This is a genomic window from Mycobacterium sp. ITM-2016-00318 (genome assembly GCF_002968285.2).
Classification (GTDB): Bacteria; Actinomycetota; Actinomycetes; order Mycobacteriales; family Mycobacteriaceae; genus Mycobacterium.
Map to the genome: position 1 here is coordinate 1,952,227 of NZ_CP134400.1, position 25,862 is coordinate 1,978,088.

Here is a 25,862-nt window from a genome sequence, read left to right on the forward strand (position 1 = left end):
CGAAGATGCCGATCGCACCATTCTTTGACTCGGCGGGCGTCGATTCGAAAGCGTCGCTGAGACTGCGCACAGATCGTCGAAGGCCTTCAAATCTCGATCTCCTCGCAGTCTCGATCTAAGCGTCGTCGGCGGGCTCGACTTTCGCGGTAGTGACCTCGGCCCCAGCCTCGTCGGCGGTTGCCTCGCCGTCGTCCGCCGCTTCGACGTCGACCGGCTCTTCCGCAGGCGTGTCGTCGTCGTTGGCTGACTCGTCGGGTGGGCTCCCGTCGCCGTCCTCGCCTACCGACTCATCCGACGCAACGTCATCGCCGCCACCAGTCGCATGCACCGACGGCGGTGGGTCGGCCAGCGCGACCGCGGTGGCAGATCCCAAGGGAGCCAACGCCGCCGCCGCCGGACGCGACGGATCGTGGACGGGCTTCTGCCACGTCGGCACCCCGACGACCGTCCCGAACGCCATCGCCTGGTCCAACTGCTCGGGTACCGCCTGGGATTTCCTGCGCTCGTCCTCGAGGGTGATCTCGCCAAGGCCGATCCGCTCCTGCAGCCGCTTCATCCACCGCGGCGCCCACCAGCAGTCGTTGCCCAACAGCTTCATGATCGACGGCACCAGGAACATCCGGACCACGGTCGCATCGAGCAGCAGCGCAGTGATCAGCCCGATCGCCAGGTACTGCATCATCACCAGATCGGAGAAGGCGAACGCCCCGCCGACCACGACGAGAACCAGCGCCGCAGCACTGATCAGACGGCCGGTGGTCGCGGTGCCGTGGCGGATCGCCTCCTCGGTGGTCATCCCACGCGCCCGAGCCTCCACCATGCGCGACACGAGGAAGACCTCGTAATCCGTTGAAAGGCCGAAGATCACCGCGATGATCAGCCCGATCACCGGCGCCGTCAGCGGTGTCGGCGTGAAATTCAGCCACGACGAGAAATGCCCGTCGACGAAGATCCACGTCAGCACGCCCAGCGTCGAACACAGCGTCAACGCGTTCATCAACGCGGCCTTGATCGGTAGCACGAGAGACCCGAACGCCAAGAACATCAGGATCGTCGTCGTCGAGACCGCGATGAGGATCATCGCCGGCAGCTTCGCCGAAATCGTTCGGACACTGTCCTGTTCGAGCGCTGGAGTGCCGCCTACATACAACTCGAGGTCGTGTGGCTTGGCAATCGATCTCAGCTCGTCGACCTTGACCTTTGCGTCGAGGCGGTTCTGCAAGCCGTTCTGGATCACCCGAACCGACTCGTCCTTCGAGGCACCGTCGAGATACGGCCGCTCCGGCCACATCTTGGCCGGGTCGTCGTTCGGCTCGGTGAATCCAGGAATCGCGCGCGCCTCACTGCGAACCTGCGCAACCTCGGCGTCGGTGACCGGTCTGCCGTCGGTGCTCTTGATCACCAGCGTGATGGGCTCGACGCGGAACCCGGGGAAGGTTCTATCGAACTCCTCCTGTGCCTGACGCACCGAATTGGTTGGCGGCAGGTACTTCTCACTGATGCCGCCCAGCGCGATGTTGCCCAACGGGAGGATCAGGATGATGAGCACGAGAAGGATGGGAGCCGCGAACAGCACCGGCCGTTTCATGACGCGTTCGGCCAGCCTGCCCCAGAACCCGTTCTCGACCTCGCCGCTGGTCTTTGTCTTCTGCAGCTTGTCGCCCAGCCAATTGATCAGTCGGCTGGTCTTGTCGTTGTTACGCAGGAACGGGATTCGCAGCAGCGTGCGGACATTCAGCGCGTCCACGTTCGGGCCGAGCATGCCGAGAATGGCAGGCAGCACGGTGATCGACAGGATCGCCGCCAGCGTGACCGACGCGATCATGGCGTAGGTGAGCGACTTGAGGAAGCCCTGCGGGAAGAGCAGCAGGCCGCCGACCGACGCCGAGATCAGCACCGACGAGAACGCGATGGTCCGCCCGGCGGTCACCACCGTGCGACGCACCGCCGTTTCGGTGTCGTAGCCTTCGGCGATCTCCTCGCGGAAGCGGCTGACGATGAACAAGCCGTAGTCGATGGCGATGCCGAGGCCGATCAGCGTGACGACCGGCTGCGCGAAGTAGTGCACCGGCACCGACAAGGCGGTCAACCGCATGATGCCGAGCGCCCCTGCGATGGTGAGCCCGCCGATGATGCCGGGCAGGAAAGCAGCAACTACGCCGCCGAACACGAAGAACAGCAGAACCACCACCAACGGCATGGCGAGCACCTCTGCTCGCTTTTGATCGGTGGCGATGGTTCCGGTCAGCTCATTGGCCAACGGCAGCAACCCGGCCAACTGCACGTCGACGCCCGGGTTGTACAGATCCTCTTGGACGGCCTTGAAGTTCTTCAGGATGTCGTCGTCGTTGTCGCCCTTGAGCTGGATGGACATGAACGCGTGCTTCTTCGACGCGTCGGCCATGTTGCGGAGAAGGTCAGGAGTCTTGAAGTAGCCGATGGAGCGCAGGATCTGGTCCGGGTGGTCCTCTTGGACCTGCGCGAGATTGTCGAGCACCTTTTTGCGGAAGGCCCGGTCGTCGACGGTCTTGCCGACGGGAGCGGTGTAGATGGCGACGATGTGGCTGGACGTGTCGCGGCCGTAGTGCTCATCACCGAGTCGCGAGGCCTGCGCCGACTCGCTGCCGTCGTCGAAGAAGCCGCTCTGCGTGACGTGCTGGCCGAGGCTGCTGCCGTAGATGCCGCTGCCGAGGCAGAGCGCCACCATGACTGCGACGACGACGAATCGGTAGCGATATACCGTCCGACCCCACCAGGCGAAAACGATAGGCCCCTAACTCGTAGGTCACTGCGCGCAAGGTGAGATTACAAGCACCGCAGCAGTCAGCGGCCGTCGATCCAGGCAACGCCATCCTGGCCGACGCCCAGCCTCAACGCAGCGACGCGGTATCGATGACGAACCGGTACCGCACATCGCTGGCGATCGTCCGCTCGTAGGCCTCGTTGATGTAGGTCGGCTCGATGACCTCGATCTCAGGAGCGACACCGTGCTCTGCGCAGAAGTCGAGCATCTCCTGGGTTTCGGCGATTCCGCCGATGAGCGAGCCCGCTATACGTCGGCGGCCGAAGATCAAGGAGCCCGCGGGAACCGGCATCGGGTTCTCGGGCATGCCGAGTTCGACCAGCGTCCCATCGAGGGTCAGCAGACCGAGGTAATCGGCCATGTTCAGGTTCGCCGACACCGTGTTGAGGATCAGGTCGAACGTGCCAGCCAGCTTCTTGAACGTGTCGCGGTCGCTGGTCGCGTAGTACTCGTTGGCGCCGAGCCGTAGCCCGTCTTCCATCTTCTTCAGGGTCTGGCTCAGCACCGTCACCTCGGCGCCGAGCGCCACGGCCAACTTGACCGCAAGGTGTCCGAGACCGCCGAGTCCGATGACGGCGACCTTCGTGCCCTCGCCCGCGTTCCAGTGCCGAAGCGGTGAGTAGGTGGTGATTCCCGCGCACAGCAACGGGGCAGCGGCGTCGAGTGAGATCGCGTCGGGGATGCGCAATACGTAGTTTTCATCGACGACGATCGCGCCGCTGTAGCCGCCCTGCGTGGGCTGCCCGTCGCGGCCGACGCCGTTGTAGGTCCCAACCATGCCGGGGTTGTTGCAGTACTGCTCCTCGCCGGCGAGGCAGTATTCGCACTCGCGGCAGGAGTCGACGAAGCAGCCGACGCCGACGCGGTCGCCCACCGTGAAGGCCGTGACGGCGGACCCGACCTCGCTGACGATTCCGGCGATCTCGTGGCCGGGAACCATCGGGTATTGAACATCGCCCCACTCACCTCGCACCGTGTGGATGTCCGAGTGACAGATCCCGGCGAAGTGAATCTGGATCGCGACGTCGTTGGGCCCGACGTCGCGGCGGGTGATCGTCGTCCTGGTCAGCGGTTCGGTGGCAGATGTGGCGGCGTATGCGGTTACAGCGGTCGTCATGTGATCCCTCTTCGATCCACTTCAGGGCATGCGTGAACACGCTCTCTGAGCAGGTGAATTCGCCGCGACCCTGCGGCTGGACAGTGCAACCGGGAATCGCCCGGCAGTAATCCCCGGCGCTTCTGTGAGGAATCTCTTACAGGCCGGGCGACCGAAAAGCACCGTTGAACGAGGTTCGCTCGTACTCGGCGACACCGGCCGGCGTGTAGGGGTCGCGCGCGATCATGTCGTCGGCCTCTTCGGCGCTGATATCGGCGGTGATCAGCATTCCGCCCGTACCGTCCTCCTGCCGGCCCGCGAGCAGGAGCCGCCCTGCCGCGATCTCGCCCTTCAGGAATTCGAGGTGGGCCGGACGGATCCGCTCGACGACATCGGGCGACTGCAGATACGTCGACTTCAAGACGTGAATCACGCTGCCGACGCTAGTTGATCGGCGCGTTGAGCCAGCGCAGGTCGCTCAGTATTCCTCTGGCGGCAACAATGCCCTCGCCGGTCTGCCACACCTCGTTGTTGACCACATAGACCCGGTTGTCGCGGGTGGCGGAGAGCTTCTTCCAGGCATCGCTGTTCATCACCTCGGCAGCGCGATCCTTGGCCGCGGGCGAGGCGAAGGAGACGTAGGTGATGTCGCCGTCGGCGAGGGAGAAGTCGGGGGAGTTGTCGAGATCCTCTTCGGTGGTCCCGACCTCGACGTACGACTTGTCGGTGAAACGTTGTGCCGCAGGCCGTTCCACGCCGACGTCGGCGAGCACGCTGCCTGGGAAGCTGTTTGGCCCGAACACTCGCATCGTCGTGTCGGTGAGCTGAACGACCGACGCCTGAAAATGCGCCGCGTCGTTGTCGGTCCCGGTCTTGTCGGCGGCCGCGGTGAAGCCGTCGATCAGCCCGTTCGCGGCGTCCGCGCGCCACGTTGCCGCGCCCACCGTTCGCAGGCTGTTCTCCCAGGCGGCGCCCGGCGCACCTGTGAAGACGGTCGGCGCGATCGCCGACAGCTCCGCGTACGCGTCGGGGGTGAGGGCCGCCGACCCGAGGATCAGATCGGGTTGCGCCGCGCGAATCTTCTCCAGATCGGGCGAGCTGCGGGTGCCGACTGCGGGCAGGTTGTGCACGACCATTCCCAGGTAAGACGGTTGCGCGTCGGAACCGTCGGGGAGCGCGGCGGCGACGACGCGCGACTGCAGACCAAGCGCGCACAGCGCATCGAGCTGGTCGCCGGCGAGCACCACGATCTTCTGCGGTTCCGCTCGCACGACGGTGCTCCCTGCGGCGTGACGGACCTCCCGGTCGCCCTCGCCGGGACCGACGGGTGCCGGATCGGGTGCACACGACTCGTCGGGCCTGCGTTGATTGCCCAGCACACCCGCTCCGGCGATCTTCGTGGTGCTGGTGATCACCGAGGGCTCATCAGCCGGGGAAGTCGTCCCGTCGCCGAGTTGTCCGCAGCCGCCGACGGCGGTCACCACGACGGCGGTCAGGAGGGCAGCCGCGGCTGCGATCGGGCCGGGTCCCAGACGGCGGATCAGCACGGAGCCGACGGTAACAGCCAGCCGCATTTGCGGCGTTTGTTGCGGCCGCCACCCGCGTTTTTGCCGCAACAAACGCCACAGCTGGCGACTCGGTAAAGCAAATACGACCGTTTGTAGGACCCATGCCGACACTGGCCGGTTCTCACAGATAGGATTCGGACAGAACAGTTGCGGGCACGCCCGCGAGAGACGTTTGGAGGACGAGTTGGTAGCCGAAGCGCCCGCCCCGGTCGGAGAACTCGAGGCCCGCCGTCCGTTCCCGGCGCGCTTGGGCCCCAAGGGCAGCCTCATCTACAAGCTGATCACCACGACCGATCACAAGCTGATCGGCATCATGTACTGCGTCGCCTGCTTCGTCTTCTTCTTCATCGGCGGGTTGATGGCGCTGTTCATGCGCACCGAGCTGGCTCTGCCCGGCCTGCAGTTCCTGTCCAATGAGCAGTACAACCAGCTGTTCACCATGCACGGCACGGTGATGTTGCTGTTCTACGCGACGCCGATCGTGTTCGGCTTCGCCAACCTGGTGCTGCCGCTGCAGATCGGCGCCCCCGACGTCGCGTTCCCGAGGCTCAACGCGCTCTCCTTCTGGCTGTTCCTGTTCGGCGCGACGATCGCGATCGCCGGCTTCATCACCCCCGGCGGCGCCGCCGATTTTGGCTGGACCGCCTACACACCGCTGACCGACGCCATCCACTCCCCGGGAGCGGGCGGCGACCTGTGGATCATGGGTCTGGCCGTCGGTGGTCTTGGCACCATCCTCGGCGGCGTCAACATGGTCACCACGGTCGTGTGCATGCGGGCACCGGGTATGACGATGTTCCGGATGCCGATCTTCACCTGGAACATCCTGGTGACCTCCATCCTGGTGCTGCTGGCATTCCCGCTGCTGACCGCGGCGCTGTTCGGTCTGGCCGCCGACCGCCACCTCGGCGCGCACATCTACGACCCGGCCAACGGCGGTGTGCTGCTGTGGCAGCACCTGTTCTGGTTCTTCGGACACCCAGAGGTGTACATCATCGCGTTGCCGTTCTTCGGCATCGTGACCGAGATCTTCCCGGTGTTCTCCCGCAAGCCGATCTTCGGTTACACCACGCTGATCTACGCGACGTTGTCCATCGCGGCGTTGTCGGTGGCGGTGTGGGCGCACCACATGTACGCCACCGGCGCGGTGCTGCTGCCGTTCTTCAGCTTCATGACATTCCTGATCGCCGTGCCTACAGGGATCAAGTTCTTCAACTGGATAGGCACGATGTGGAAGGGCCAGTTGACGTTCGAGTCACCGATGCTCTTCTCGGTGGGCTTCCTCGTCACGTTCCTGCTCGGCGGCCTGTCCGGTGTGCTGCTGGCCAGCCCACCGCTGGACTTCCATGTGACTGACAGCTATTTCGTTGTGGCGCACTTCCATTACGTGTTGTTCGGCACCATCGTGTTCGCCACCTACGCGGGCATCTACTTCTGGTTCCCGAAGATGACGGGCCGACTGCTCGACGAGCGGCTGGGCAAGCTGCACTTCTGGCTGACATTCATCGGTTTCCACCTCACGTTCCTGGTGCAGCACTGGGTCGGCGACGAGGGCATGCCGCGCCGGTATGCCGACTATCTGCCGTCGGACGGATTCACCGTCTTGAACGTCGTCTCCACGATCGGCGCGTTCACGCTCGGGATCTCGATGATCCCGTTCGTCTGGAACGTGTTCAAGAGCTGGCGCTACGGCGAGCCGGTCATCGTCGACGACCCGTGGGGTTACGGCAACTCGCTCGAGTGGGCCACCAGCTGCCCGCCGCCGCGGCACAACTTCACCGAGCTGCCCCGGATCCGTTCGGAGCGACCCGCGTTCGAGCTGCACTATCCGCACATGGTGGACCGAATGCGCGCCGAGGCGCACATCGGCCGTCACGCTACTGCGGGGGAGTCGATCGAAGGCTTCGGCCCGCGCACCGAACCTGACCGCACCTAGGTCGTGAGCGTCTGGGCGTGAACACGCCAAAGGTTTCGGTTCTGATCACCGTCACCGGAGTCGATCAACCCGGTGTGACTTCTGCGCTGTTCGAGGTGCTTTCGCGGCACAAGGTCGAACTGCTCAACGTCGAACAGGTTGTCATTCGGGGGCGCCTGACGCTGGGTGTACTGGTGTCAGGCACCGCGGAAGTCGCGGGCGGCCCCGAACTGCGCGGTGAGGTCGAGAACGCCATCGGCGAGGTCGGGCTCGACGTGACGATCGAGCGCAGCGATCAGATGCCCGTGCTGCGGGAACCGTCCACCCACACCATCGTCGTGCTGGGCAGGCCGATCACCGCAGAGGCGTTCGGCGTGGTGGCCCGCGAGGTGGCCGCACTCGGCGTCAACATCGATTTCATCCGCGGGGTATCCGACTATCCGGTGACGGGTTTGGAGCTGCGGGTGTCGGTGCCGCCCGGGGATGCTCATCAGCGGTTGCAGACCGCGATGGCGCGGGTGGCCGTCAACGAGGGTGTGGACATCGCGCTCGAGGACTACAGCCTGTCGCGGCGGGCCAAGCGGCTCATCGTCTTCGACGTCGACTCCACCCTGATCCAGGGTGAGGTCATCGAGATGCTGGCCGACCGGGTCGGCGCGCACGCGGCCGTCGCCGAGATCACCGAGGCAGCCATGCGGGGCGAACTGGACTTCGCCGAGTCGCTGAACCGCCGCGTGGCTACGCTGGAAGGTCTGCCGGCCGAGGTGCTCGACGAGGTCGGCGAGCAGATCGAGCTGACCCCCGGCGCGCGCACCACGATCCGCACGCTGCGCCGCTTGGGCTTTCACTGCGGCATCGTGTCCGGCGGCTTCCGTCAGGTGATCGAGCCGCTCGCGCACGAGCTGGAGATGGACTTCGTCGCCGCCAACCAGCTCGAGATCGTCGACGGCAAGCTGACCGGCCGCGTCGTCGGACAGATCATCGACCGGCCGGGAAAAGCCAAGGCGCTGCGGGATTTCGCGCAGCAGGCGGGCGTGCCGATGGAGCAGACGGTTGCCGTCGGCGACGGCGCCAACGACATCGACATGCTGGCCGCGGCCGGACTCGGGGTCGCTTTCAACGCGAAACCGGCGTTGCGCGAGGTGGCCGACGCGTCGCTGAGCCACCCGTATCTGGACACCGTGCTGTTCATCCTCGGCATCACCCGCGGAGAAATCGAGGCGGCCGATTCGATTGACGGCACGCTACGCCGGGTCGAGATACCGGACGACTAGACCACGATCGTGGTCGGTTCCGGGGCGGTGGAACCGGTGACGCTGTGCCAGGCTCGGGCCAGCAGCTCGATGGCTGCCGACAGCTCGTCCTCGGGAAGCGCATAGGGCACGCGCACGAAGCGTTCCAAGGTGCCGTCGACGCCGAACCGTGGGCCTGCGGGCAACTCCAATCCCATCCGGGAGGCGGCGGCCGACAGGGCAGTGCTCATCGGCGCGGGCAATCGCACCCACAGCGACATGCCGCCGACACCCGGTCCCGGCGCCCAGTCCGGAAGATGCCGCTCCAGCAGTGACAGCAGAAACGCCCGCCGGGCCCGGAGGATGTCCCGCCGCTCGGGAAGCAACTGATCGCGCTGCGCGAGAAGCCTTGCGGCGGCGAACTGTTCGAGGACGGGTGTGCCCATGTCGACCGACGGACGGAGTGCGGCGATCGTCGCGATGGTGGCGCGCTCGGCGCGAATCCAGCCCACCCGCAGACCACCCCAGAACGACTTCGACATCGAACCGATCGTCAGCACGAGGTCCCGTCGCGACGTCATCGCCGCAGCCATCGGTTCGGGCACCCCGTCACCGAGCCACATGTCCAGAATGGTCTCGTCGATGACGGTGCGCGTCCTGGTTTCGGTGATGATGTCCGACAACCGCTTTCGGTCCTGCGCGGACATCGTCAAACCGGTCGGGTTCTGATTGTCGGGAATCAGATATGCCAGGCTTGGCGAGAGCTGCTGCACCGCCGCCTGTATCGCATCGAGCTCCCAGCCGTCCTCTGTCATCGCCACCGGAACCGGGCGCGCGCCTGCGGTGGCGATGGACGACAACGCGCCGTGATAGGTGGGTTGTTCGACTAGCACCCGGTCGCCGGGCTGCACGTAGGTGGTCAGGATCAGGTTTATCGCGTGCAACGCCCCGGTTGTCACCAGCACTTCGTCAGGTTCTGTGGGAAGACCGCGATCGCAATACCGATCGGCGATGGCTTCGCGGAGCACCTCCACGCCGACGAGCTCGTGACCCACCTTGTGCAGATAGGGCGTAACGTCATGTGTCGCATCGACGAATGCCTCGCTGACCGCCGCGGCCGGCGCCGACAACGCAGCGGCGGCGAGACTCATTGCGGGTGCGGCGATTTCGACACGTGCGGCCGGTGCGACAGGCAGGGCGGTGGTGCTGCGGGCGCCCCGGCGGGCATTGAGGTAGCCGTCGTCGCGCAGTTGTGTGTAGGCGGCGGTGACGGTGGTGCGGGAGACCCGAAGCGTGTCGGCCATCGCCCGTTCGCTCGGCAGCCGGGCGCCGACAGGGATGCGGCCGTCGACTATCAGCAGCCGGATGGCGTCGGCAAGGCCGTGGTAGGCCGGGCCACTGCGACTGGACGTCCGCCAGTTGCCGAGCTCCCGAGCCAAAAGGTCCACATCGAGGGCTCTTGCGTGCATTTCGACCGTCATCGCAGGCCAGTATGCGCTAACTGGCTATGGAATAACAAGCCAGTCAGTCCCATTATCTGATTATGAGTACAAATTGGACATCCAGAATGACCCCCACGTGGGGCCGGTTCTTCCGTCCCGCCGAACGCATGCCTGCCGAGTTCCTCGATCGAGACGCCGAACGGATGCGCAACGAGCTCGAGCTGATACGGATCCGCTTCCCGCACCATGCTTAGCGCGCCGGCGCGCGGCAGCGTGCTGCTGCTCGGGCTGATCGGCTACGGCTTCTCGATGGCGATGATGGTGCGTGCCGGACTCGGGCTCGACCCATGGGATGTCTTCCATCAGGGGCTCGCGCTGCGGACACCGATGACGATCGGCATCGCTTCGGCCGTCGTCGGGGTGGCGGTGCTGCTGGCCTGGGTCCCGCTGCGGAATCGGCCCGGTATAGGCACCGTCGCCAACGTCATCGTGATCGCGGTGACCGTCGACGCGTCACTGGCGCTACTGCCAACGCCGACAGCGCTTCCGGTGCGGATCGCGATGATGGTCGGCGCCGTCGTCCTCAATGCGATGAGCACCGTGCTCTACATCGGTGCGGGCCTCGGTCCTGGGCCGCGCGACGGCCTGATGACCGGTCTTGTCGTCCGGACCGGCCTCTCGGTCCGGCTCGTCCGGACCTCCATCGAGGCCACCGTGCTGGCCGTCGGCTGGCTCCTCGGCGGTACCGTCGGCGTCGGCACGGTGTTGTATGCGTTCGGCATCGGTCCGCTCGTGCAGTTCTTCGTCCGGATCGCGCCGAAGCGACTGTTGGCACACAGCGGATGGGCGTCCGTCGCCGAGGCGAGCTTCACGAATACGATGGGCGAGTGCCCGACTCCGGAAGCGACAGCGTCGAGGAAGACCTGCTGATCGACTTCGCCAAGGTCGCGCTGCGGCGCGGCGGCCAGACACTCGTGGGGCCCATCACATGGTCGGTGGAACTCGACGAACGCTGGGTGGTCATCGGTCCGAACGGAGCAGGCAAGACATCGCTGCTGCGGATCGCCGCTGCAATGGAATACCCGTCTTCTGGCACCGCGTTCGTGCTCGGCGAACGGCTCGGCCGTACCGACATGTCGGAACTGCGCGCACGGGTCGGGCTGAGCAGTTCGGCGCTGTCGCAGCGCGTACCCGAGGGGGAGGTGGTGCGCGACCTCGTGGTGTCGGCCGGATACGGGGTGCTGGGCCGGTGGCGAGAGAAATACGATGACGTCGACTACACCCAGGCGATCGACATGCTGGAAAGCGTCGGCGCCGAACACCTCGCCGAGCGCATCTACGAGACGCTCTCGGAAGGCGAACGCAAACGTGTGCTGATCGCCCGTTCGCTGATGACCGACCCCGAGCTGCTGCTGCTCGACGAGCCCGCCGCCGGACTCGATCTCGGCGGACGCGAGGAGCTCGTCGCCCGCCTGGAAGACCTCGCCGCCGATCCGGACGCACCGGCGATCGTTCTGGTTACCCACCACGTCGAGGAGATCCCGCGCGGGTTCAGCCACGCCCTGATCCTGTCGGAGGGACGAATCGTCGACGGCGGGCTGCTGACTGACGTGTTGACCGCCGCGAACCTGTCGAAGGCATTCGGCCAGTCCATCGCCCTCGATGTCATCGACGGCCGTTACTTCGCCCGGCGCACCAGGAGCCGAGCCGCGCACAGGAGGCGATGATGAGCGAAGGACCGCTGTTCCCTCGGCCGGCCGCCACCGTGATGCTGATCCGGGACAATCGCGCCGGCCAGCCAGGGGGAATCGAGGTGTTCCTGATGCGGCGGCACCGGAAGATGGACTTCGTCGGCGGCGTGATGGTCTTCCCCGGCGGCGGCGTCGACGACCGCGACCGCAACGCCGACATCGCGTGGCACGGCCCGGACAAGAATTGGTGGGGCGAGCGGCTCGGCACCGACGCCGACCTCGCCGAGGCGCTCGTCTGCGCGGCGGCCAGGGAGACGTTCGAGGAGTGCGGCGTGCTGTTCGCGGGCGCGGCCGACGATCCCGACCTGCTCGTCGACGACGCGTCGAGTTATCGCGATCAGCGCGCCGCGCTGGTCAGCAAGGAGCTGTCGTTCGCGGAATTCCTGCAGGCCGAAAAGCTGATGCTGCGCTCCGACCTGCTGCGGCCGTGGGCGAACTGGGTCACTCCGAAGGAAGAACGCACCCGGCGCTACGACACCTACTTCTTCGTCGGCGCCCTCCCCGTGGGTCAGCTGGCCGACGGGGACAACACCGAATCCGACCAGGCGGACTGGATAGCCCCCGAGGCCGCCCTCGCCGATTTCTCGGCGCAGCGCAGCTTTCTGCTACCGCCGACGTGGACCCAGCTCGACGCGTTGGCCGGTCGCACCGTCGCCGAGATCCTCGCCGTCGAACGGCGGATCGTTCCCATCTCGCCGAACATGAGCATGACCGACGGGAATCTGGAATTCGAGTTCTTCGACGGCGAGCGCTACAACCAGGCTCTCGGGGGGCGCACCCCGTGAGGGAGTTCGTCGGCATCCACACCCTCGACGAACACCCCGGCATCGCGACGCTGCTGCTGTCGAGGCCCCCGACCAATGCGCTGACACGTCAGGTTTGTCGCGAAATCATCGCCGCCGCAGCGGAACTCGGTGGGCGCGACGACATCGCCGCGGTGATCCTGTTCGGCGGGCATGAGATCTTCTGCGCGGGCGACGACGTCACCGTGCTGCGGACGTTCGACGCACACGAGGTCGCCGGGGCCGCTGAGGTCGGCAGAGATGCCGTCGAGGCTCTCAGCGCGCTTCCCAAGCCGACCGTTGCGGCGATCACCGGTTACGCACTGGGCAGCGGGCTGACGCTGGCTCTTGCCGCGGACCGGCGGGTGGCCGGCGACAACGTCAAGGTCGGGGCGACCGAGATCCTGTCGGGTTTTCCGCCCGTTGAGACGGGTCGGCTGGCGCGCACGATCGGGGAGAGCAAGGCCAAGGATCTCGTGTTCACCGGCCGCTTCGTCGACGCCAAGGAGGCGCTGGCACTCGGGCTGATCGACGAGATGGTGGAGCCTGACGCGGTGTACGACGCCGCGATGGCGTGGGCGCAGCGCCTGGTGGACCATCCGCCGCAGGTCCTGGCCGCCGCGAAAGCCTCCTTCGGGCCAGCCCGTTAGGCTGCCCTGCATGAGTTTCGAGCAATCCGACGCCGGGCCCGACGTCGCCGACCACCCCGCTCCGAACCCGCACGCCACGGCGGAGCAGGTGGAGGCGGCGCGCCACGACTCCAAGCTCGCCCAGGTGCTCTACCACGACTGGGAGGCCGAGAGCTACGACGAGAAGTGGTCGATCTCCTACGACAAGCGTTGCGTCGACTATGCACGCGACCTGTTCGACGAGACAGTGCCCGCCGAGGAGCAGCGCAAGCTGCCCTACGACCGCGCGCTCGAGCTGGGGTGTGGCAGCGGCTTCTTCCTGCTGAACCTGATCCAGGCCGGTGTCGCGCGGCGCGGATCGGTCACCGACCTGTCGCCCGGGATGGTCAGGGTCGCCACCCGCAACGGCCAGAACCTCGGCTTGGAGATCGACGGCCGCGTCGCGGACGCCGAACGGATCCCCTACGACGACGACACCTTCGACCTCGTCGTCGGCCACGCCGTGCTGCACCACATTCCCGATGTGGAGTTGTCTCTGCGCGAGGTGGTCCGTGTGCTCAAGCCCGGCGGCCGGTTCGTGTTCGCCGGCGAGCCGACGAACTCCGGTGAGAACTACGCCCGTCCACTGTCGACGCTGACGTGGCGGGCAGTGACGAACGTGACCCGGCTGCCGGGGCTTTCCGGCTGGCGGCGGCCGCAGGCCGAGCTCGACGAGTCGTCGCGGGCGGCCGCGCTGGAGGCGATTGTCGACCTGCACACGTTCTCGCCCGGCGACCTGGAACGCATGGCGCGTAGCGCGGGTGCCGTCGATATCGCTACTCAGACAACGGAGTTCACCGCTGCGATGCTCGGCTGGCCGATCCGCACGTTCGAGGCCGCGGTGCCGCCGGGCCGGCTGGGGTGGGGCTGGGCCAGGTTCGCGTTCTCCAGCTGGATGACGCTGAGTTGGGTCGACCACAACGTGTGGCGCCGCGTCGTGCCGAAGGGCTGGTTCTACAACGTCATGGTCACCGGGGTCAAACCGTCGTAGATTTCAGCGCCGCTGCCGTCGCCTATCTCAGCAGCGCGGCGGGTGCGCAGGCGCTGCGCGACGTCGACGGCTACCGGTTGATCGACACCACCCGCGTCGCCGACATCGCCGCGATCAGGAAGCAGTTCGGCGAGCACTCGGCGATTCTCGTCGAGACGGTGTTGCTGCGCAGAAGGGCGACAACCAAGTTCGATGACCCGTCGCACTGGTTGTTCACCGACGAGGCGCTGCAGCAGGCGACCGCACAGCGGGTGGCCGAACACCGGGCGGCGCGGCTCACGGGCGCAGTCGTGCACGACGTCACCTGCTCGGTCGGCACAGAGCTTGCGGCACTGCGGAACTCGGTCCGCTACCTGGTGGGCAGCGACATCGATCCAAACCGGTTGGCGATGGCACGGCACAACGTGGGCGATGTGCCGCTCTGCCGAGCAGACGCCATACGGCCCGTCACCCGTGACGCCGTCGTACTCGCCGATCCAGCGCGTAGGGGATCAGGACGCCGACGGTTCGACCCCTTGGACTACGCGCCGCCGTTGAACCAACTACTCGACGTGTACAGCGGTCGGCACCTCGTCGTAAAGTGCGCGCCCGGAATCGATTTCGGTGAGATCGAGCGGCTGGGTTTCAGCGGCGAGATTGAGATCACGTCACTGCACGGCAGCGTACGCGAGGCGTGTCTGTGGTCGGCGGGGCTTGCGGGGTCGGGTGTGCGACGCCGCGCCACCGTGTTGGACCGTGCCGAACAGATCACCGATGCCGAGCCCGACGACTGCCCGGTCGCGTCGGCGGGCCGCTGGATCGTCGACCCCGACGGTGCGGTGGTCCGCGCCGGGCTGGTCCGCCACTACGCCGCCAGGCATGGGTTGTGGCAGCTCGACCCGGACATCGCCTACCTCTCGGGCGACCGGCTGCCCGACGGTGTCCGCGGCTTCGAGGTGCTCGACGAGATCGGATTCAGCGAGAAGAGGTTGCGTCAGGCGCTGTCGATGCATGACGCGGGTGCTGTCGAGATCCTGGTGCGCGGCGTCGATGTCGACCCGGACGCGCTGCGCAGGCGGCTGAAGTTGCGTGGCTCGCAGCAGGTGTCGGTGGTGATCACGCGCATCGGCTCCGGCGCGGCAAGCCGCGCAACGGCGTTCATCTGCCGACCGTCACGCTGAAACTGCTCAACCCGCACTCGTCTTCGGCAAAATCTGGTTCTGCTGCCGCCTGTATATTGTGGCGTCGGCGGCTACCGTGCCGCTCTGGCCTGAAGAGGAATCATCCATGCGTCTCTCCGCGTCAATTCTCGCTGCCACGGCGGCTGTGCTCGTCGGTTTCTCCAGCGTCGCCGCGGTACCGGCGTCAGCAGCGCCGCCGAAGTGCTCTGATCTCAAGGGCGCCCTCGTCGGGCAGAACTGCGTGATCCATGAAGCCGACACCGGCTACAACCTGAAGATCAGCTATCCGGCTAACTATCCGGACGTGCAGGCGGTCTTCGACTGGGTGAAGCAGACCCGGGACGGCTTCGTCAACGTCGCGAAAGGCACAGGCGCGCGCACCACGCCCTATCAGCTGGAAGTGACCCCCACCGAGTACAACTCGGCCGTTCCGCCGCGCGGCACGCAGTCGTTGGTGTTCAAGGTGTACCAGGATGTCGGCGGCACCAAGCCGCAGACCTTCTTCAAGGCGTTCAACTGGGATCAGACGCTGCGCTGGCCCATCGTGCTCGACACCGGCGGCAAGGAGAAGACTCAGCCGCTGTTCCAGCCGGGCGCCAATCCATGGCCGATCATCTTCCCGCTTGTGGAGGCCGAACTCGAGAAGCAGATGGGCACCAAGCCGGCGATATCGCCCGCAGTCGGGCTGAATCCGGCCACATATGAGAACTTCGCGATCCAGAACGACAACCTGGTCTTCTTCTTCGGCCAGGGCGCGATCGTGCCGGAGTCGGCGGGTGCGCTGACGGTGCCGATCCCGCGCGGGCCGGTCGACAGGATGATCGCCTAGCCGCTAGGCAGGCGCGAAGCCGTAGACCTGGCCGTCGCTCGTCGCAGCGACGACTCGGCCGTCGTGCCCGATGGACACCCCGACCGGGAAACCGGTCGCATCGGGCAGTGGATAGCTGTTCACCGTGTGGCCGTCGACGGGGTCGAACACCATCAGCGCCTGGCCGTTCTCGCCGTCCTCGACCACGGTGTAGCCGACGTGTCCGCCAGCCCGACTGGATGTCGTCAATGGGGAGACGTCGTCGCGGGTCCAGACCACGTCGGCGTGGTCGCCGCGGTCGCGGATGGCGACCAGCTTCGTGTCAGGGCCACCGCCCGCGATGATCTCGTCGCTCGGTGTCACCGACGGCGGCGTCTGCGAGAGGAATTTCAACGGTGTCGACCACTTCGGCTTGCCGTCAACCGCGTCGATGGCCCACAGCCGGTTGTCGCGACCGTTGACGTAGACCGTCGAACCGTCGGCAGAGGCCACCGGGCTTGACGTGGTGCCCGCCTTGACCGCGTCGCTGGTCCACGCCACCGTCAGCTTCGGGTTGCGGTCGGGATTGTATTTCAGGCCGACGAGCACCGACGCGGAGGCGCCGGGCTGCCACACGGATATAACGACCATGCCCGTCGTGGCGGCGAACGCGGGCGCAGCCGCGACGGGGCAGCGGGGTCGCGCCTGCCTGCAGTCGGAAAGGCCGCGCTGTGAATCGGTCGGGTCGATGCCTTCCACGAGGTCCAGAGGCGTGCCGATGACGGTGCCTCGGTGGGCGTCGAAAAGGAGCACCTGGCCGAGGTGTGTCACCACGAGAAGATGACCCGGTGCCAGAATCCTTGCAGTGGTCGGCATCCCGATGACCGGTCGCCGCCACCGGAACCACTGCGTCGAAGGAAACGACAGCATCGTACCGGGCTGACCGATGTAGAGGTTGTCGAAGCCGTCCCATAACGGGCTTGACGAACCACCGCCCTGCCACAACCGGGTGCACCAGCGCTGCCGCGCGTTGTTGTCGGCCTCCCACACCATCAGCGAGCAGCCAGCCGGGGTCTGCCCGTTGGCAGCCAGATACCGCCCCGACCCGAGCGCCACGGCGGCGCCGAGATCACCCTTGACCGAGCGGGTCCACTCGAGCTCGAGCGTGTCGGCACCTGACACATCGGTATAGCTGCTGTTGGCGGCGTCGCCGTACTGGGCGGCCCAGCCGTCGGAGGCGTGCGCCTCGACCCAGGAGTCGGTATTGCCGCACCCGGCCAGAACGATCGTGATCAGCGCTGTTGAGGCTGCTGCGATGAGTCGCCGGAACACGCGGTCCTTTCCCGTTCCTATTGGTAAACCCACGTGAGGGTAACCGTTCGGGATAGGAGCGCTCGCGTAGGCTTTCCGGCCATGACGACGATGTGGGGAGCGCCGCTGCACAAGCGCTGGCGGGGCTCCCGGCTCCGCGACCCGCGCCAGGCCAAGTTCCTCACGATGGCATCGCTGAGATGGGTGATCTCCAACCGCGCCTACACCCCGTGGTATCTGGTGCGCTACTTCCGGCTGCTCAAGTTCAAGCTGGCCAACCCGCACATCATCACCAGGGGCATGGTCTTTCTCGGCAAGGGCGTCGAGATCCAAGCGACCCCCGAGTTGTCGACGATGGAGATCGGTCGCTGGGTCCACATCGGGGACAAGAACACCATCCGTTGCCACGAGGGTTCGCTGCGCTTCGGCGACAAAGTGGTGCTCGGCCGCGACAACGTCATCAACACCTACCTCGATATCGAGTTCGGCGATTCGGTGCTCATGGCCGACTGGGTCTACGTCTGCGACTTCGACCACCGGATGGACGACATCAACGTGCCGATCAAGGATCAGGGCATTCTCAAGGGCCCGGTCCGGATCGGGCCTGACACCTGGATCGCCACCAAGGTCACCATCCTGCGCAACACCACCATCGGACGCGGCTGCGTTCTTGGCTCGCATGCGGTGGTCAAGGGCGACGTCCCGGACTACTCCATCGCCGTCGGTGCGCCGGCCAAGGTCGTGAAGAACCGCAAGCTCGCCTGGGACACCTCGGCCGCCGAGCGTGCCAAGCTCGCTGCCGCCCTGGCCGACATCGAACGCAAGAAGGCATCCCGCTAGCTTCGTTTGCGTTGATGCTGCACTCAGGGCGGAGAAGTGCGAGTAGCCTGCGCCGTCATTGCAGTGTCGATTCAGCGGTCGGGGAGTGCGTGCTCGACGATCATGCGACGCGGATGTGGTTGTCGCACGCCGCGTTTGGCGGTGAGGTAGACCTGCGCGGTTTCGCTTGCGACGGTGTGCCAGTCGAAGTCCGACGTCAACCGCTCGCGTGCGGCGATCGCCCATTCCTGCGCGGCCTGCGGGTCGTCGAGCACCGCACGAACCGCCGCCGCCAGCGCCGCGATATCGCGCGGAGGGAACGAAATTCCGGTCTGGCCGTTGATGACAGCCTCCCCGAGACCGCCGACGTTCGAGGTGATCAGTGGCGTGCCCGTGGCCGCTGCTTCCAGGGCCACGATGCCGAATGGTTCGTAATGACTCGGTAGCACGGCCGCGTCGGCGCTGTGCAGCAACTGTACGAGTCCCCGGTGATCGACTCGTCCGACGAACGTCACAGCCTTGAGCACCTTGTGCTTTCGGGCCTGCTCGACCAGCCACTCGTACTGCGTTCCGTCACCGGCGACCGTCAGCGTGGTGCCTGGGTGGGTGCGCCGGATCCGCGGCAGCGCCGCGATCGCGTCGTGGACGCCCTTCTCGTATTCGAGCCTGCCCAGGTAAAGCAGCTGCGCCGGTCCCTTGCGCGACCGCCGCCGCGCGAACGGCCACAGGCCCGCGTCGATTCCGTTGCGGATGACCCGGATCTCGGCAAGGCCGGGGCCGAAGAGCTCGGTGATCTCGTCGCTCATCGACCTCGAACACGCGATGAGGGCGTCGGATTCGCGCACCAGCCACGACTCCACGGCGTGCACCTGTCGGCTGATCGGGCCCGAGACCCAGCCGGAATGCCGTCCTGCCTCGGTGGCATGGATAGTGGAAACCAGTGGCACGTCGCAGAATTCGGCGAGGGCGATGGCCGGATGGGCCACCAGCCAGTCGTGCGCGTGCACGACGTCGGGCCGCCACGGCGTGGGTCGTGTGCCCTCGGACTTGATGGCCAGCCCGGTGCGCGTCATCGAATGACCCATGGCCAGCGTCCACGCCATCATGTCGGTGGCGAAGTCGAACTCGTGTGGGTCGTGGGCGGCCGCGACGATCCGCACGCCTTCGCTGACCTCGTCGGTCGACGGATGGGTGCTCGGGTCGGTGTTCGTCGGGCGGCGGCTGAGCACGACGATCTCGTGTCCCGCGGCGGCCAGCGCCGTCGCCAGTTGGTAGACGTGGCGGCCGAGCCCGCCGATCACCACCGGCGGGTACTCCCACGACACCATCAGGATCTTCATGCGTGGGGAAGCCTTCGCGCGTCGAGAGCGCCGAACAGACCGTCCGCGCGGTTCCAGCCCGCCGACAGCCTCTCGGCCTGCTCGCGGCGACCGGTCGCGAGCGCGGCTGCGATCTCGCGGGCGGCGTGCGCGTGCAGATGTGCGCGGTAGCGGGCGTAGTCGGCCGCGGAGTCCTTGCTGATCATGAACGGCCAGTCGCTGGAGACCGTCAGCAGTGTCTCCCGCAGGATCTGATCCGCGACCACGTCGCGCGCGACTGGAGCACCCACCGAGGCGTTCTGTTCGAACGCCTTGTCCACCGTGCTGAGCGCTGTGTCGACCACTTCGTTGTTCAGCTGCACCAGGTCGGCCACCTGCTCGCCGGACCAGACCGACCAGTCCTTGCCCGAACCCCAAGAGCTGGGCGGCAATTCGACGGGGCTGCCGGTGAAGCCGTCGGCGACGGCGTCGGACAGCGTGCCGATGCGGATGCCTGCGGCAGGAAGTTCACGCAATACCCGTTCGAGCCACACCGGACCCTCATACCACCAATGGCCGAAGAGTTCGGTGTCGAATGCGGCGATCACATGTGCCGGCCTGCCGATCCGCTCGCTTTCGCTGACGAGCCGTCGGCGCACCACGTCGACGAAGTCGGCGACGTGTCCGTCGACGGTACGGTCGGCGCGTTCGGGATCGTAGGGCGCCTTGGCATCCGAAGGGACGTTGCGACCCGTGACGCGAGCCGGTTTGAGACCGGTGACGTGATCGTAGGTGTGGAAATCGCGGTACGCCGCATGCCCCGGATAACCGGACTTCGGCGACCACACCCGGTAGCTGACCTGGAGATCACGGCCGAACGCGACGACGTCGGACTGGCCGACCGGCCGTCCCAACGCCGTATCGCCGTGCAGGGACGGGCCGTCGACCATGAAGTGTCCGACACCGGCTGCCGCGTAATCGATTTCCATTCCCGGCGCGTATGCGCATTCCGGCGCCCAGATGCCCGTCGGAGTGTGAGCCAGGCGTTGGTGGGCGTCGGCCAGACCTTCGCGCAGCGCGAACTCGCGCAACCGCGGGTTCAGCAGCGGCTGGAACGGGTGCGACAGCGGGCCACCGAGCAGCTCGATGGTTTCTCCGTCGATCAGCTCGCGCAGCAGCGGGCTGGCGCCATGCCGCCACAGCGTGGTGAACTCGTCGAGCTCGCGATCGGCCTCGGCGACCTCGCGAATACCGAACTGCCGCAACGGTTCCGGTAAGGTTGTCGCCTCTTTGGCGCGTAACCGCCAGTTGGCCAGCCAGTGATGCATGCCCGTCAGGCTGTACGGATCGTCGAGCTGCGCGGTGACCACCGGGGTCATGCCGAGCGTCAGCAGGTGACGGCGGTCCTCGTCGGCGAGCTTGCGCAGCACGCGCATCAACGGCAGGTAGGCCGCCGACCACGACTGGTAGAGCCATTCTTCGCCGACTGGCCAGCGCCCGTGATGGGCCAGCCACGGCAGATGGGTGTGCAGCACGAGGGTGAATAGCCCTGGCACCCGCTCTGGCGGGCCGGAGTGAACAGACCGGGGAGTTGACCCGGTCATGGCCGCACCGCGATTGCTACCAGGTCAAGGCTTTCGTCGATATCGCGGTCGGCCGCGTCGGTCAGGTCGAAGTCGTCGGCGCTGACGGAGGCGACGTCGGCCAGCAGCTCTTCGGGCCACGGCGCATCGGCGAGTGCGCGAGCGACCTGTGCCTCGATGATCGAGCCGCCGTGCTTGGCGTCCATCTCCACCAGTGCCCGGCCGTGGAAGACACCCTGCATGGCATCGAGCGCGAAGCCCGCAGTCTCGAGCAGCTCGGTCAGTTCGCCTGCGTTGAGCTCGCGCGTGTGAAAGGGGTTGAGCGGTGTCTCGCGACCGGGGGAGAACGTGACGCGGTTTGGCGTCGACATCAGCAGCAGGCCCGCTGGCCGCAGCACCCGCAGGCATTCGGCGACAAACTGTGGCTGATCCCACAGATGCTCGATGACCTGGAAGTTCACCACCACGTCAACCGAGCCGTCGGGCAGCGGGAGTTGCGCCAGATTGCCGTGGCGCATGTCCACCCGTGGGTAGCGGGCCCGCACGTGCGCGACGGTGGCCTCGTCGTAGTCCAACCCGATCACCTGCCGTGCCACATCGGCGATCAGGTCGGCGCCGTACCCTTCGCCGCACCCGGCCTCGAGTACGTCACGGCCGGCGCACCGGTCGCGTAAGCGCTGGTAGACCACCTCGTGGCGGCGGAACCAGTAGTTCTCCTCGGCCAGCCCGGGAACTGTGCGCTCCCCGGTCAGCGGCAGGGCGCCCTCCGGCCCGGCCGGACCGTGGGTAACAAATGAGCTCATTGCAGAAGGAGGCTAACCCAGGAGAAGGGTTGGTGGCCGGTTCGCGAACGGTTGGGCCGGTTCAGGACACCTAAGGGGACGTCAGAGCACAAACTTCGACCCGCTATGGTGTTCCTACGACCACCTTAAGTTACCGGCGAGTAACATGGTGGCGACTCTTTCAAACGTGGTAATGGGGCCGACCGCCGGTCTCTTTCGAGGAGGACGAACCAGACTCATGACGAACATCGTGGTCCTGATCAAGCAGGTCCCTGACACGTGGTCGGAGCGAAAGCTGACCGACGGCGACTACACCCTTGACCGCGAGGCTGCCGACGCCGTGCTCGACGAGATCAACGAGCGCGCGGTCGAAGAGGCGCTGCTGATCAAGGAGAAGCAAGGCGGCGACTCGACGGTCACCGTACTGACCGCCGGTCCTCAGCGCGCCACCGAGGCGATCCGCAAGGCGCTGTCGATGGGCGCCGACAAGGCCGTGCACCTGCTCGACGAGGGACTGCACGGCTCGGACATGGTCCAGACCGGGTGGGCACTGGCGCGCGCGCTTGGCACCATCGAGGGCACCGAGCTCGTGATCGCGGGCAACGAGGCCACCGACGGTACCGGCGGCGCAGTACCCGCGATCATCGCTGAGTACCTCGGCCTGCCGCAGCTGACGCACCTGCGCAAGGTCACCGTCGAAGACGGCAAGGTCACCGGCGAGCGGGAGACCGACGACGGCGTGTTCACCCTCGAGGCGTCACTGCCCGCGGTCGTGAGCGTCACCGAGAAGATCAACGAGCCGCGCTTCCCGTCGTTCAAGGGCATCATGGCCGCCAAGAAGAAGGAAGTCACCACCCTCACCCTCGGCGAGATCGGGGTCGAGGGGGACGAGGTCGGCCTGGCGAACGCGGGAACAAAGGTTTTGTCGTCGACCCCCAAGCCGCCGAAGACGGCAGGCGAGAAGGTCACCGACGAGGGTGACGGCGGCAGCAAGGTCGCCGAGTACCTCGTGGCTCAAAAAATCATCTAATTCCTGCGACCGAACCCCTAGAACACAGAGGCAAACAACCCATGGCTGAAGTACTTGTGCTCGTCGAGCACGCCGAAGGTGCCATCAAGAAGGTCACCTCAGAACTCATCACCGCCGCCCGCGTCGTGGGCGAGCCGTCGGCCGTCGTGGTCGGCAAGCCCGGCACCGCCGATCCACTGGTCGACGGACTGAAGGCCGCAGGCGCGGCCAAGATCTACGTCGCCGAGTCCGATGAGGCGGAAAGCTACCTCATCACGCCGTACGTGGACGTGCTGGCGTCGCTGGTGGAGTCGGCCTCCCCGGCGGCCGTGCTGCTGTCGTCCAGCGCCGACGGCAAGGAGATCGCGGGCCGGCTGGCCGCCCGGATCGGCTCCGGAGTGCTCAGCGACGTCATCGACGTCAAGGAGGGCGCCAAGGGCATTCACTCCATCTTCGGCGGTGCGTTCACCGTCGAGGCGGAGGCCACCGGTGACGTTCCGGTCATCACCGTACGTGCCGGTGCCGTCGATGCCGCGCCGTCCGACGGCGCGGGTGAAGTCGTCAAGGTCGAGGTGCCCGCTCAGGCAGAGAACGCCACGAAGATCACCAAGCGCGAGCCCGCTGTCGCGGGCGATCGCCCCGAGCTCACCGAGGCCACCGTCGTGGTGTCGGGCGGCCGCGGCGTCGGCAGCGAGGAGAACTTCAAGGTGGTCGAGGAGTTGGCCGACTCGCTCGGCGGCGCCGTCGGTGCGTCGCGTGCCGCGGTGGACTCGGGCTACTACCCGGGCCAATTCCAGGTGGGCCAGACCGGCAAGACCGTGTCGCCGCAGCTGTACATCGCCCTCGGCATCTCCGGCGCCATCCAGCACCGCGCGGGTATGCAGACGTCCAAGACGATCATCGCGGTCAACAAGGATGAAGAGGCGCCGATCTTCGAGATCGCCGACCTCGGCATCGTCGGCGACCTGTTCAAGGTCGCCCCGCAGCTGACTGAGGCGGTCAAGGCCCGCAAGGGTTAATCCGCCGGCTACTAACCGCCGAGGCCCCCGACACGCTTGCGTGGTCGGGGGCTTTCGCGTTGTGCGCGACGTTCACCGAGCGCTCACGGACACGTCACCGTCACGATGCCGTTTCGAGAGACGGGCACGCGACCGTGCAGTCGTGAGCACCGCTTCAGTTCTGATAGCCGCCGACCAACCGAGCGGTCCGACCACCTCGCCGTCGGCGCCGCGTTACACCCTGCTGCTGTCCACCGACCCCGCTCTCATCGAAGCCGCGCAGCGACTCCGTCATGACGTTTTCACCTCCGAGCCCGGATTCGCGCTCACAGGCGCGATCGACGGTCGCGATGCCGACCGTTTCGACGAGTTCTGCGATCACCTGCTGGTCCGCGAGGACAACACCGGCGAGCTCGTCGGCTGCTACCGGATGTTGCCGCCGCCGGCAGCCATCGCGGCAGGAGGGCTCTACGCCGCAACCGAATTCGATGTCACCGGCCTTGACCGGCTGCGTCCGTCTCTGGTGGAGATGGGCCGTGCCGTGGTTCGCGACGATCACCGCAACGGCGGTGTCGTGCTGCTCATGTGGGCGGGCATCCTGGCCTACCTGGACCGGTGCGGGTACGACTACGTCACAGGTTGCGTCTCGGTGCCGGTTGCCGATTCCGATTCGGCGCCGGGCAGCCAGATTCGCGGTGTGCGGGACTTCGTCCTGCGCAGGCATGCCGCACCCGCGGCATACACCGTGTACCCGTATCGTCCGGTGATCGTCGACGGACAGGGCCTCGACGACGTCGATCCGCCCGCGCGGGTCTCGGTCCCGCCACTGATGCGCGGATATCTGCGCCTCGGCGCCCAGGTGTGCGGTGCACCCGCCCACGACCCGGACTTCGGCGTCGGTGACTTCCCGGCGCTGCTGGACAAACGCAGGGCCGACGTCAGATATCTGAAACGGCTGAGGTCAGTCGGGGCGGCGAGCGACATGGCAGACGGGATGGAAAGGTGACCGACACCGCTGACGCGGCGAGTGTCGACAGTCCCTGGGTGCCGCGGGCGACGTGTGACGCGTCGTGTGTCGCCGCAGGGGCGGCTCCTGCCGGGCGACCGGTCGTGGTGGCGGTGCGCGTCGCGGTGCGGGTCACTTTCGCCATGATCCTGTTGTCGGCCGTTCCGCTGCTGGCGATCCCGATGCCGGGCCGCTCGCACGTTCAACGCGGCTACTGCACGATGATGCTGCGCGCGTTGGGTGTGCGAATCACGGTGTCCGGCGGTCCTATTCGCAACCTCCGTGGCGTGCTCGTCGTCAGCGGTCACGTGTCCTGGGTGGACATCTTCGCGATCGGCGCGGTGATGCCGGGATCTTTCGTCGCGAAGGCCGAGATGATCAGCTGGCCCGGCCTGGGTGTCGCGGCGCGGCTGATGAAGGTCATCCCGATCGAGCGGGCGAGCCTGCGCCGGCTGCCCGAGGTCGTCGAGATGATCGCCGCTCGGCTGCACGCCGGGCAGACCGTGGTGGCGTTCCCCGAAGGCACCACGTGGTGCGGGCTGGCGTACGGCCGGTTCCGGCCCGCGATGTTTCAGGCCGCCGTCGACGCGGGCAGGCCGGTGCAACCGCTGCGGCTGCGCTACCAGCACCGCGACGGCACACCGTCGACCGTCGCCGCCTACGTCGGCGACGACACCCTGATCGCGTCGATCCGCCGCCTGGTGACCGCCCACCGCACGATCGTGGGTGTGCAAGTCGAGTCGCTGCAGTTGCCGGGAACCGATCGACGGGACCTCGCCGCGCGTTGCGAGGAGGCGGTCCGGGGAGATCTGGGACGACGGGCACACGGGCACGCACTGGTCGCCTGACCGGGAATCAGGG

At 66.7% G+C, this 25,862-nt stretch carries 24 protein-coding genes; 15 read left to right on the forward strand and 9 right to left on the reverse strand.

Annotation, left to right across the window (positions count from 1 at the left end):
• Positions 1-115 precede the first annotated feature (115 nt).
• From C6A82_RS09410 to C6A82_RS09425, 4 genes are all read right to left on the reverse strand, one after another.
• Positions 116-2,707, reverse strand: coding sequence for an MMPL family transporter (locus C6A82_RS09410; protein WP_105344764.1), 2,592 nt, complete (start codon positions 2,705-2,707; stop codon positions 116-118).
• A gap of 163 nt (positions 2,708-2,870) precedes the next feature.
• A complete protein-coding gene (locus C6A82_RS09415; protein WP_105344762.1) occupies positions 2,871-3,920 on the reverse strand; it encodes an NAD(P)-dependent alcohol dehydrogenase in 1,050 nt (349 codons plus the stop codon).
• Between the two features lie 136 nt (positions 3,921-4,056).
• Complete coding sequence (locus C6A82_RS09420) at positions 4,057-4,332, reverse strand: YciI family protein (protein WP_105344760.1); 276 nt, start codon at positions 4,330-4,332, stop codon at positions 4,057-4,059.
• A gap of 10 nt (positions 4,333-4,342) precedes the next feature.
• Positions 4,343-5,446, reverse strand: a complete 1,104-nt coding sequence (locus tag C6A82_RS09425; RefSeq protein WP_311101762.1) for an iron-siderophore ABC transporter substrate-binding protein — start codon at positions 5,444-5,446, stop codon at positions 4,343-4,345.
• Positions 5,447-5,651: 205 nt separating this feature from the next.
• Here C6A82_RS09425 and ctaD point away from each other — a divergent pair, with 205 nt between their 5' ends.
• The gene (gene ctaD, locus C6A82_RS09430) at positions 5,652-7,403 is read left to right on the forward strand and encodes a cytochrome c oxidase subunit I (RefSeq protein ID WP_105344772.1); all 1,752 of its coding nucleotides are present in this window, start codon (positions 5,652-5,654) and stop codon (positions 7,401-7,403) included.
• A 17-nt stretch (positions 7,404-7,420) separates the two neighbouring features.
• Positions 7,421-8,656 carry a phosphoserine phosphatase SerB gene (gene serB, locus C6A82_RS09435; RefSeq protein WP_199193744.1) on the forward strand — a complete coding sequence of 412 codons (1,236 nt, stop codon included), beginning with the start codon at positions 7,421-7,423 and terminating at the stop codon, positions 8,654-8,656.
• Here serB and C6A82_RS09440 read toward each other — a convergent pair.
• The gene (locus tag C6A82_RS09440) at positions 8,653-10,095 is read right to left on the reverse strand and encodes a PLP-dependent aminotransferase family protein (RefSeq protein WP_105344755.1); all 1,443 of its coding nucleotides are present in this window, start codon (positions 10,093-10,095) and stop codon (positions 8,653-8,655) included. The two genes, serB and C6A82_RS09440, sit on opposite strands and share 4 nt — an antisense overlap.
• Positions 10,096-10,181: 86 nt before the next feature.
• On the opposite strand from C6A82_RS09440, the gene C6A82_RS09445 reads away from it, so the two are divergent.
• The 8 genes from C6A82_RS09445 to C6A82_RS09480 all read left to right on the forward strand — a co-directional run bounded on the left by C6A82_RS09445 (position 10,182) and on the right by C6A82_RS09480 (position 16,237).
• Positions 10,182-10,310 carry a hypothetical protein gene (locus C6A82_RS09445; RefSeq protein WP_255419226.1) on the forward strand — a complete coding sequence of 43 codons (129 nt, stop codon included), beginning with the start codon at positions 10,182-10,184 and terminating at the stop codon, positions 10,308-10,310.
• On the forward strand, positions 10,303-10,986 hold the full coding sequence (locus tag C6A82_RS09450) for a YitT family protein (protein ID WP_105344753.1): 684 nt from the start codon (positions 10,303-10,305) through the stop codon (positions 10,984-10,986). The genes C6A82_RS09445 and C6A82_RS09450 overlap by 8 nt, the downstream gene beginning before the upstream one ends.
• A complete protein-coding gene (locus tag C6A82_RS09455; RefSeq protein WP_199193742.1) occupies positions 10,899-11,783 on the forward strand; it encodes an ABC transporter ATP-binding protein in 885 nt (294 codons plus the stop codon). Before C6A82_RS09450 ends, C6A82_RS09455 begins: the two co-directional genes overlap by 88 nt.
• The gene (locus tag C6A82_RS09460; RefSeq protein ID WP_396836789.1) at positions 11,780-12,592 is read left to right on the forward strand and encodes an NUDIX hydrolase; all 813 of its coding nucleotides are present in this window, start codon (positions 11,780-11,782) and stop codon (positions 12,590-12,592) included. Before C6A82_RS09455 ends, C6A82_RS09460 begins: the two co-directional genes overlap by 4 nt.
• Positions 12,589-13,239 carry an enoyl-CoA hydratase gene (locus C6A82_RS09465; protein ID WP_105349371.1) on the forward strand — a complete coding sequence of 217 codons (651 nt, stop codon included), beginning with the start codon at positions 12,589-12,591 and terminating at the stop codon, positions 13,237-13,239. Before C6A82_RS09460 ends, C6A82_RS09465 begins: the two co-directional genes overlap by 4 nt.
• Before the next feature lie 10 nt (positions 13,240-13,249).
• Positions 13,250-14,248 carry a class I SAM-dependent methyltransferase gene (locus tag C6A82_RS09470; RefSeq protein WP_105349370.1) on the forward strand — a complete coding sequence of 333 codons (999 nt, stop codon included), beginning with the start codon at positions 13,250-13,252 and terminating at the stop codon, positions 14,246-14,248.
• Positions 14,182-15,408: a THUMP-like domain-containing protein gene (locus tag C6A82_RS09475; protein WP_158261681.1), complete on the forward strand. Its 1,227-nt coding sequence runs from the start codon at positions 14,182-14,184 to the stop codon at positions 15,406-15,408. Before C6A82_RS09470 ends, C6A82_RS09475 begins: the two co-directional genes overlap by 67 nt.
• Before the next feature lie 106 nt (positions 15,409-15,514).
• A complete protein-coding gene (locus C6A82_RS09480; protein ID WP_105349376.1) occupies positions 15,515-16,237 on the forward strand; it encodes an esterase in 723 nt (240 codons plus the stop codon).
• A gap of 3 nt (positions 16,238-16,240) precedes the next feature.
• Here the strand turns inward: C6A82_RS09480 and C6A82_RS09485 are convergent, their stop codons facing one another.
• The gene (locus C6A82_RS09485; RefSeq protein WP_105349369.1) at positions 16,241-17,527 is read right to left on the reverse strand and encodes a PQQ-binding-like beta-propeller repeat protein; all 1,287 of its coding nucleotides are present in this window, start codon (positions 17,525-17,527) and stop codon (positions 16,241-16,243) included.
• An 81-nt stretch (positions 17,528-17,608) separates the two neighbouring features.
• On the opposite strand from C6A82_RS09485, the gene C6A82_RS09490 reads away from it, so the two are divergent.
• Positions 17,609-18,346 (forward strand): acyltransferase, encoded by a 738-nt coding sequence (locus tag C6A82_RS09490; RefSeq protein ID WP_105349368.1) that lies wholly within the window; start codon positions 17,609-17,611, stop codon positions 18,344-18,346.
• 71 nt (positions 18,347-18,417) lie between these two features.
• Here the strand turns inward: C6A82_RS09490 and C6A82_RS09495 are convergent, their stop codons facing one another.
• Genes C6A82_RS09495 through C6A82_RS09505 form a run of 3 tightly spaced genes read right to left on the reverse strand, consistent with a single transcriptional unit; the run spans position 18,418 to position 22,009 of the window.
• A complete protein-coding gene (locus tag C6A82_RS09495; protein WP_105349367.1) occupies positions 18,418-19,665 on the reverse strand; it encodes a glycosyltransferase family 4 protein in 1,248 nt (415 codons plus the stop codon).
• Positions 19,662-21,227 (reverse strand): glycoside hydrolase family 57 protein, encoded by a 1,566-nt coding sequence (locus C6A82_RS09500; protein ID WP_105349366.1) that lies wholly within the window; start codon positions 21,225-21,227, stop codon positions 19,662-19,664. Before C6A82_RS09500 ends, C6A82_RS09495 begins: the two co-directional genes overlap by 4 nt.
• Entirely contained in the window at positions 21,224-22,009 is a 786-nt protein-coding gene (locus C6A82_RS09505) for a bifunctional 2-polyprenyl-6-hydroxyphenol methylase/3-demethylubiquinol 3-O-methyltransferase UbiG (RefSeq protein ID WP_105349365.1), read from the reverse strand. Before C6A82_RS09505 ends, C6A82_RS09500 begins: the two co-directional genes overlap by 4 nt.
• 217 nt (positions 22,010-22,226) lie before the next feature.
• On the opposite strand from C6A82_RS09505, the gene C6A82_RS09510 reads away from it, so the two are divergent.
• From C6A82_RS09510 to C6A82_RS09525, 4 genes are all read left to right on the forward strand, one after another.
• Positions 22,227-23,018 carry an electron transfer flavoprotein subunit beta/FixA family protein gene (locus C6A82_RS09510; protein ID WP_105349364.1) on the forward strand — a complete coding sequence of 264 codons (792 nt, stop codon included), beginning with the start codon at positions 22,227-22,229 and terminating at the stop codon, positions 23,016-23,018.
• A 41-nt stretch (positions 23,019-23,059) separates the two neighbouring features.
• Entirely contained in the window at positions 23,060-24,016 is a 957-nt protein-coding gene (locus tag C6A82_RS09515) for an electron transfer flavoprotein subunit alpha/FixB family protein (protein ID WP_105349363.1), read from the forward strand.
• Positions 24,017-24,158: 142 nt separating this feature from the next.
• A complete protein-coding gene (locus C6A82_RS09520; protein ID WP_105349362.1) occupies positions 24,159-25,001 on the forward strand; it encodes a GNAT family N-acetyltransferase in 843 nt (280 codons plus the stop codon).
• Complete coding sequence (locus C6A82_RS09525; RefSeq protein WP_105349361.1) at positions 24,998-25,849, forward strand: 1-acyl-sn-glycerol-3-phosphate acyltransferase; 852 nt, start codon at positions 24,998-25,000, stop codon at positions 25,847-25,849. Before C6A82_RS09520 ends, C6A82_RS09525 begins: the two co-directional genes overlap by 4 nt.
• The last annotated feature ends 13 nt before the right edge of the window (positions 25,850-25,862 follow it).

Bases quoted from the DNA above. Each gene is read 5' to 3' on its own strand.
- C6A82_RS09410 (WP_105344764.1), bottom strand. From the start codon at position 2,707: ATGGTGGCGCTCTGCCTCGGCAGCGGCATCTACGGCAGCAGCCTCGGC.
- C6A82_RS09415 (WP_105344762.1), bottom strand. From the start codon at position 3,920: ATGACGACCGCTGTAACCGCATACGCCGCCACATCTGCCACCGAACCG.
- C6A82_RS09440 (WP_105344755.1), bottom strand. From the start codon at position 10,095: ATGACGGTCGAAATGCACGCAAGAGCCCTCGATGTGGACCTTTTGGCT.
- C6A82_RS09445 (WP_255419226.1), top strand. From the start codon at position 10,182: ATGACCCCCACGTGGGGCCGGTTCTTCCGTCCCGCCGAACGCATGCCT.
- C6A82_RS09450 (WP_105344753.1), top strand. From the start codon at position 10,303: ATGCTTAGCGCGCCGGCGCGCGGCAGCGTGCTGCTGCTCGGGCTGATC.
- C6A82_RS09455 (WP_199193742.1), top strand. From the start codon at position 10,899: ATGGGCGTCCGTCGCCGAGGCGAGCTTCACGAATACGATGGGCGAGTG.
- C6A82_RS09460 (WP_396836789.1), top strand. From the start codon at position 11,780: ATGATGAGCGAAGGACCGCTGTTCCCTCGGCCGGCCGCCACCGTGATG.
- C6A82_RS09470 (WP_105349370.1), top strand. From the start codon at position 13,250: ATGAGTTTCGAGCAATCCGACGCCGGGCCCGACGTCGCCGACCACCCC.
- C6A82_RS09480 (WP_105349376.1), top strand. From the start codon at position 15,515: ATGCGTCTCTCCGCGTCAATTCTCGCTGCCACGGCGGCTGTGCTCGTC.
- C6A82_RS09490 (WP_105349368.1), top strand. From the start codon at position 17,609: ATGACGACGATGTGGGGAGCGCCGCTGCACAAGCGCTGGCGGGGCTCC.
- C6A82_RS09495 (WP_105349367.1), bottom strand. From the start codon at position 19,665: ATGAAGATCCTGATGGTGTCGTGGGAGTACCCGCCGGTGGTGATCGGC.
- C6A82_RS09500 (WP_105349366.1), bottom strand. From the start codon at position 21,227: ATGACCGGGTCAACTCCCCGGTCTGTTCACTCCGGCCCGCCAGAGCGG.
- C6A82_RS09505 (WP_105349365.1), bottom strand. From the start codon at position 22,009: ATGAGCTCATTTGTTACCCACGGTCCGGCCGGGCCGGAGGGCGCCCTG.
- C6A82_RS09510 (WP_105349364.1), top strand. From the start codon at position 22,227: ATGACGAACATCGTGGTCCTGATCAAGCAGGTCCCTGACACGTGGTCG.
- C6A82_RS09515 (WP_105349363.1), top strand. From the start codon at position 23,060: ATGGCTGAAGTACTTGTGCTCGTCGAGCACGCCGAAGGTGCCATCAAG.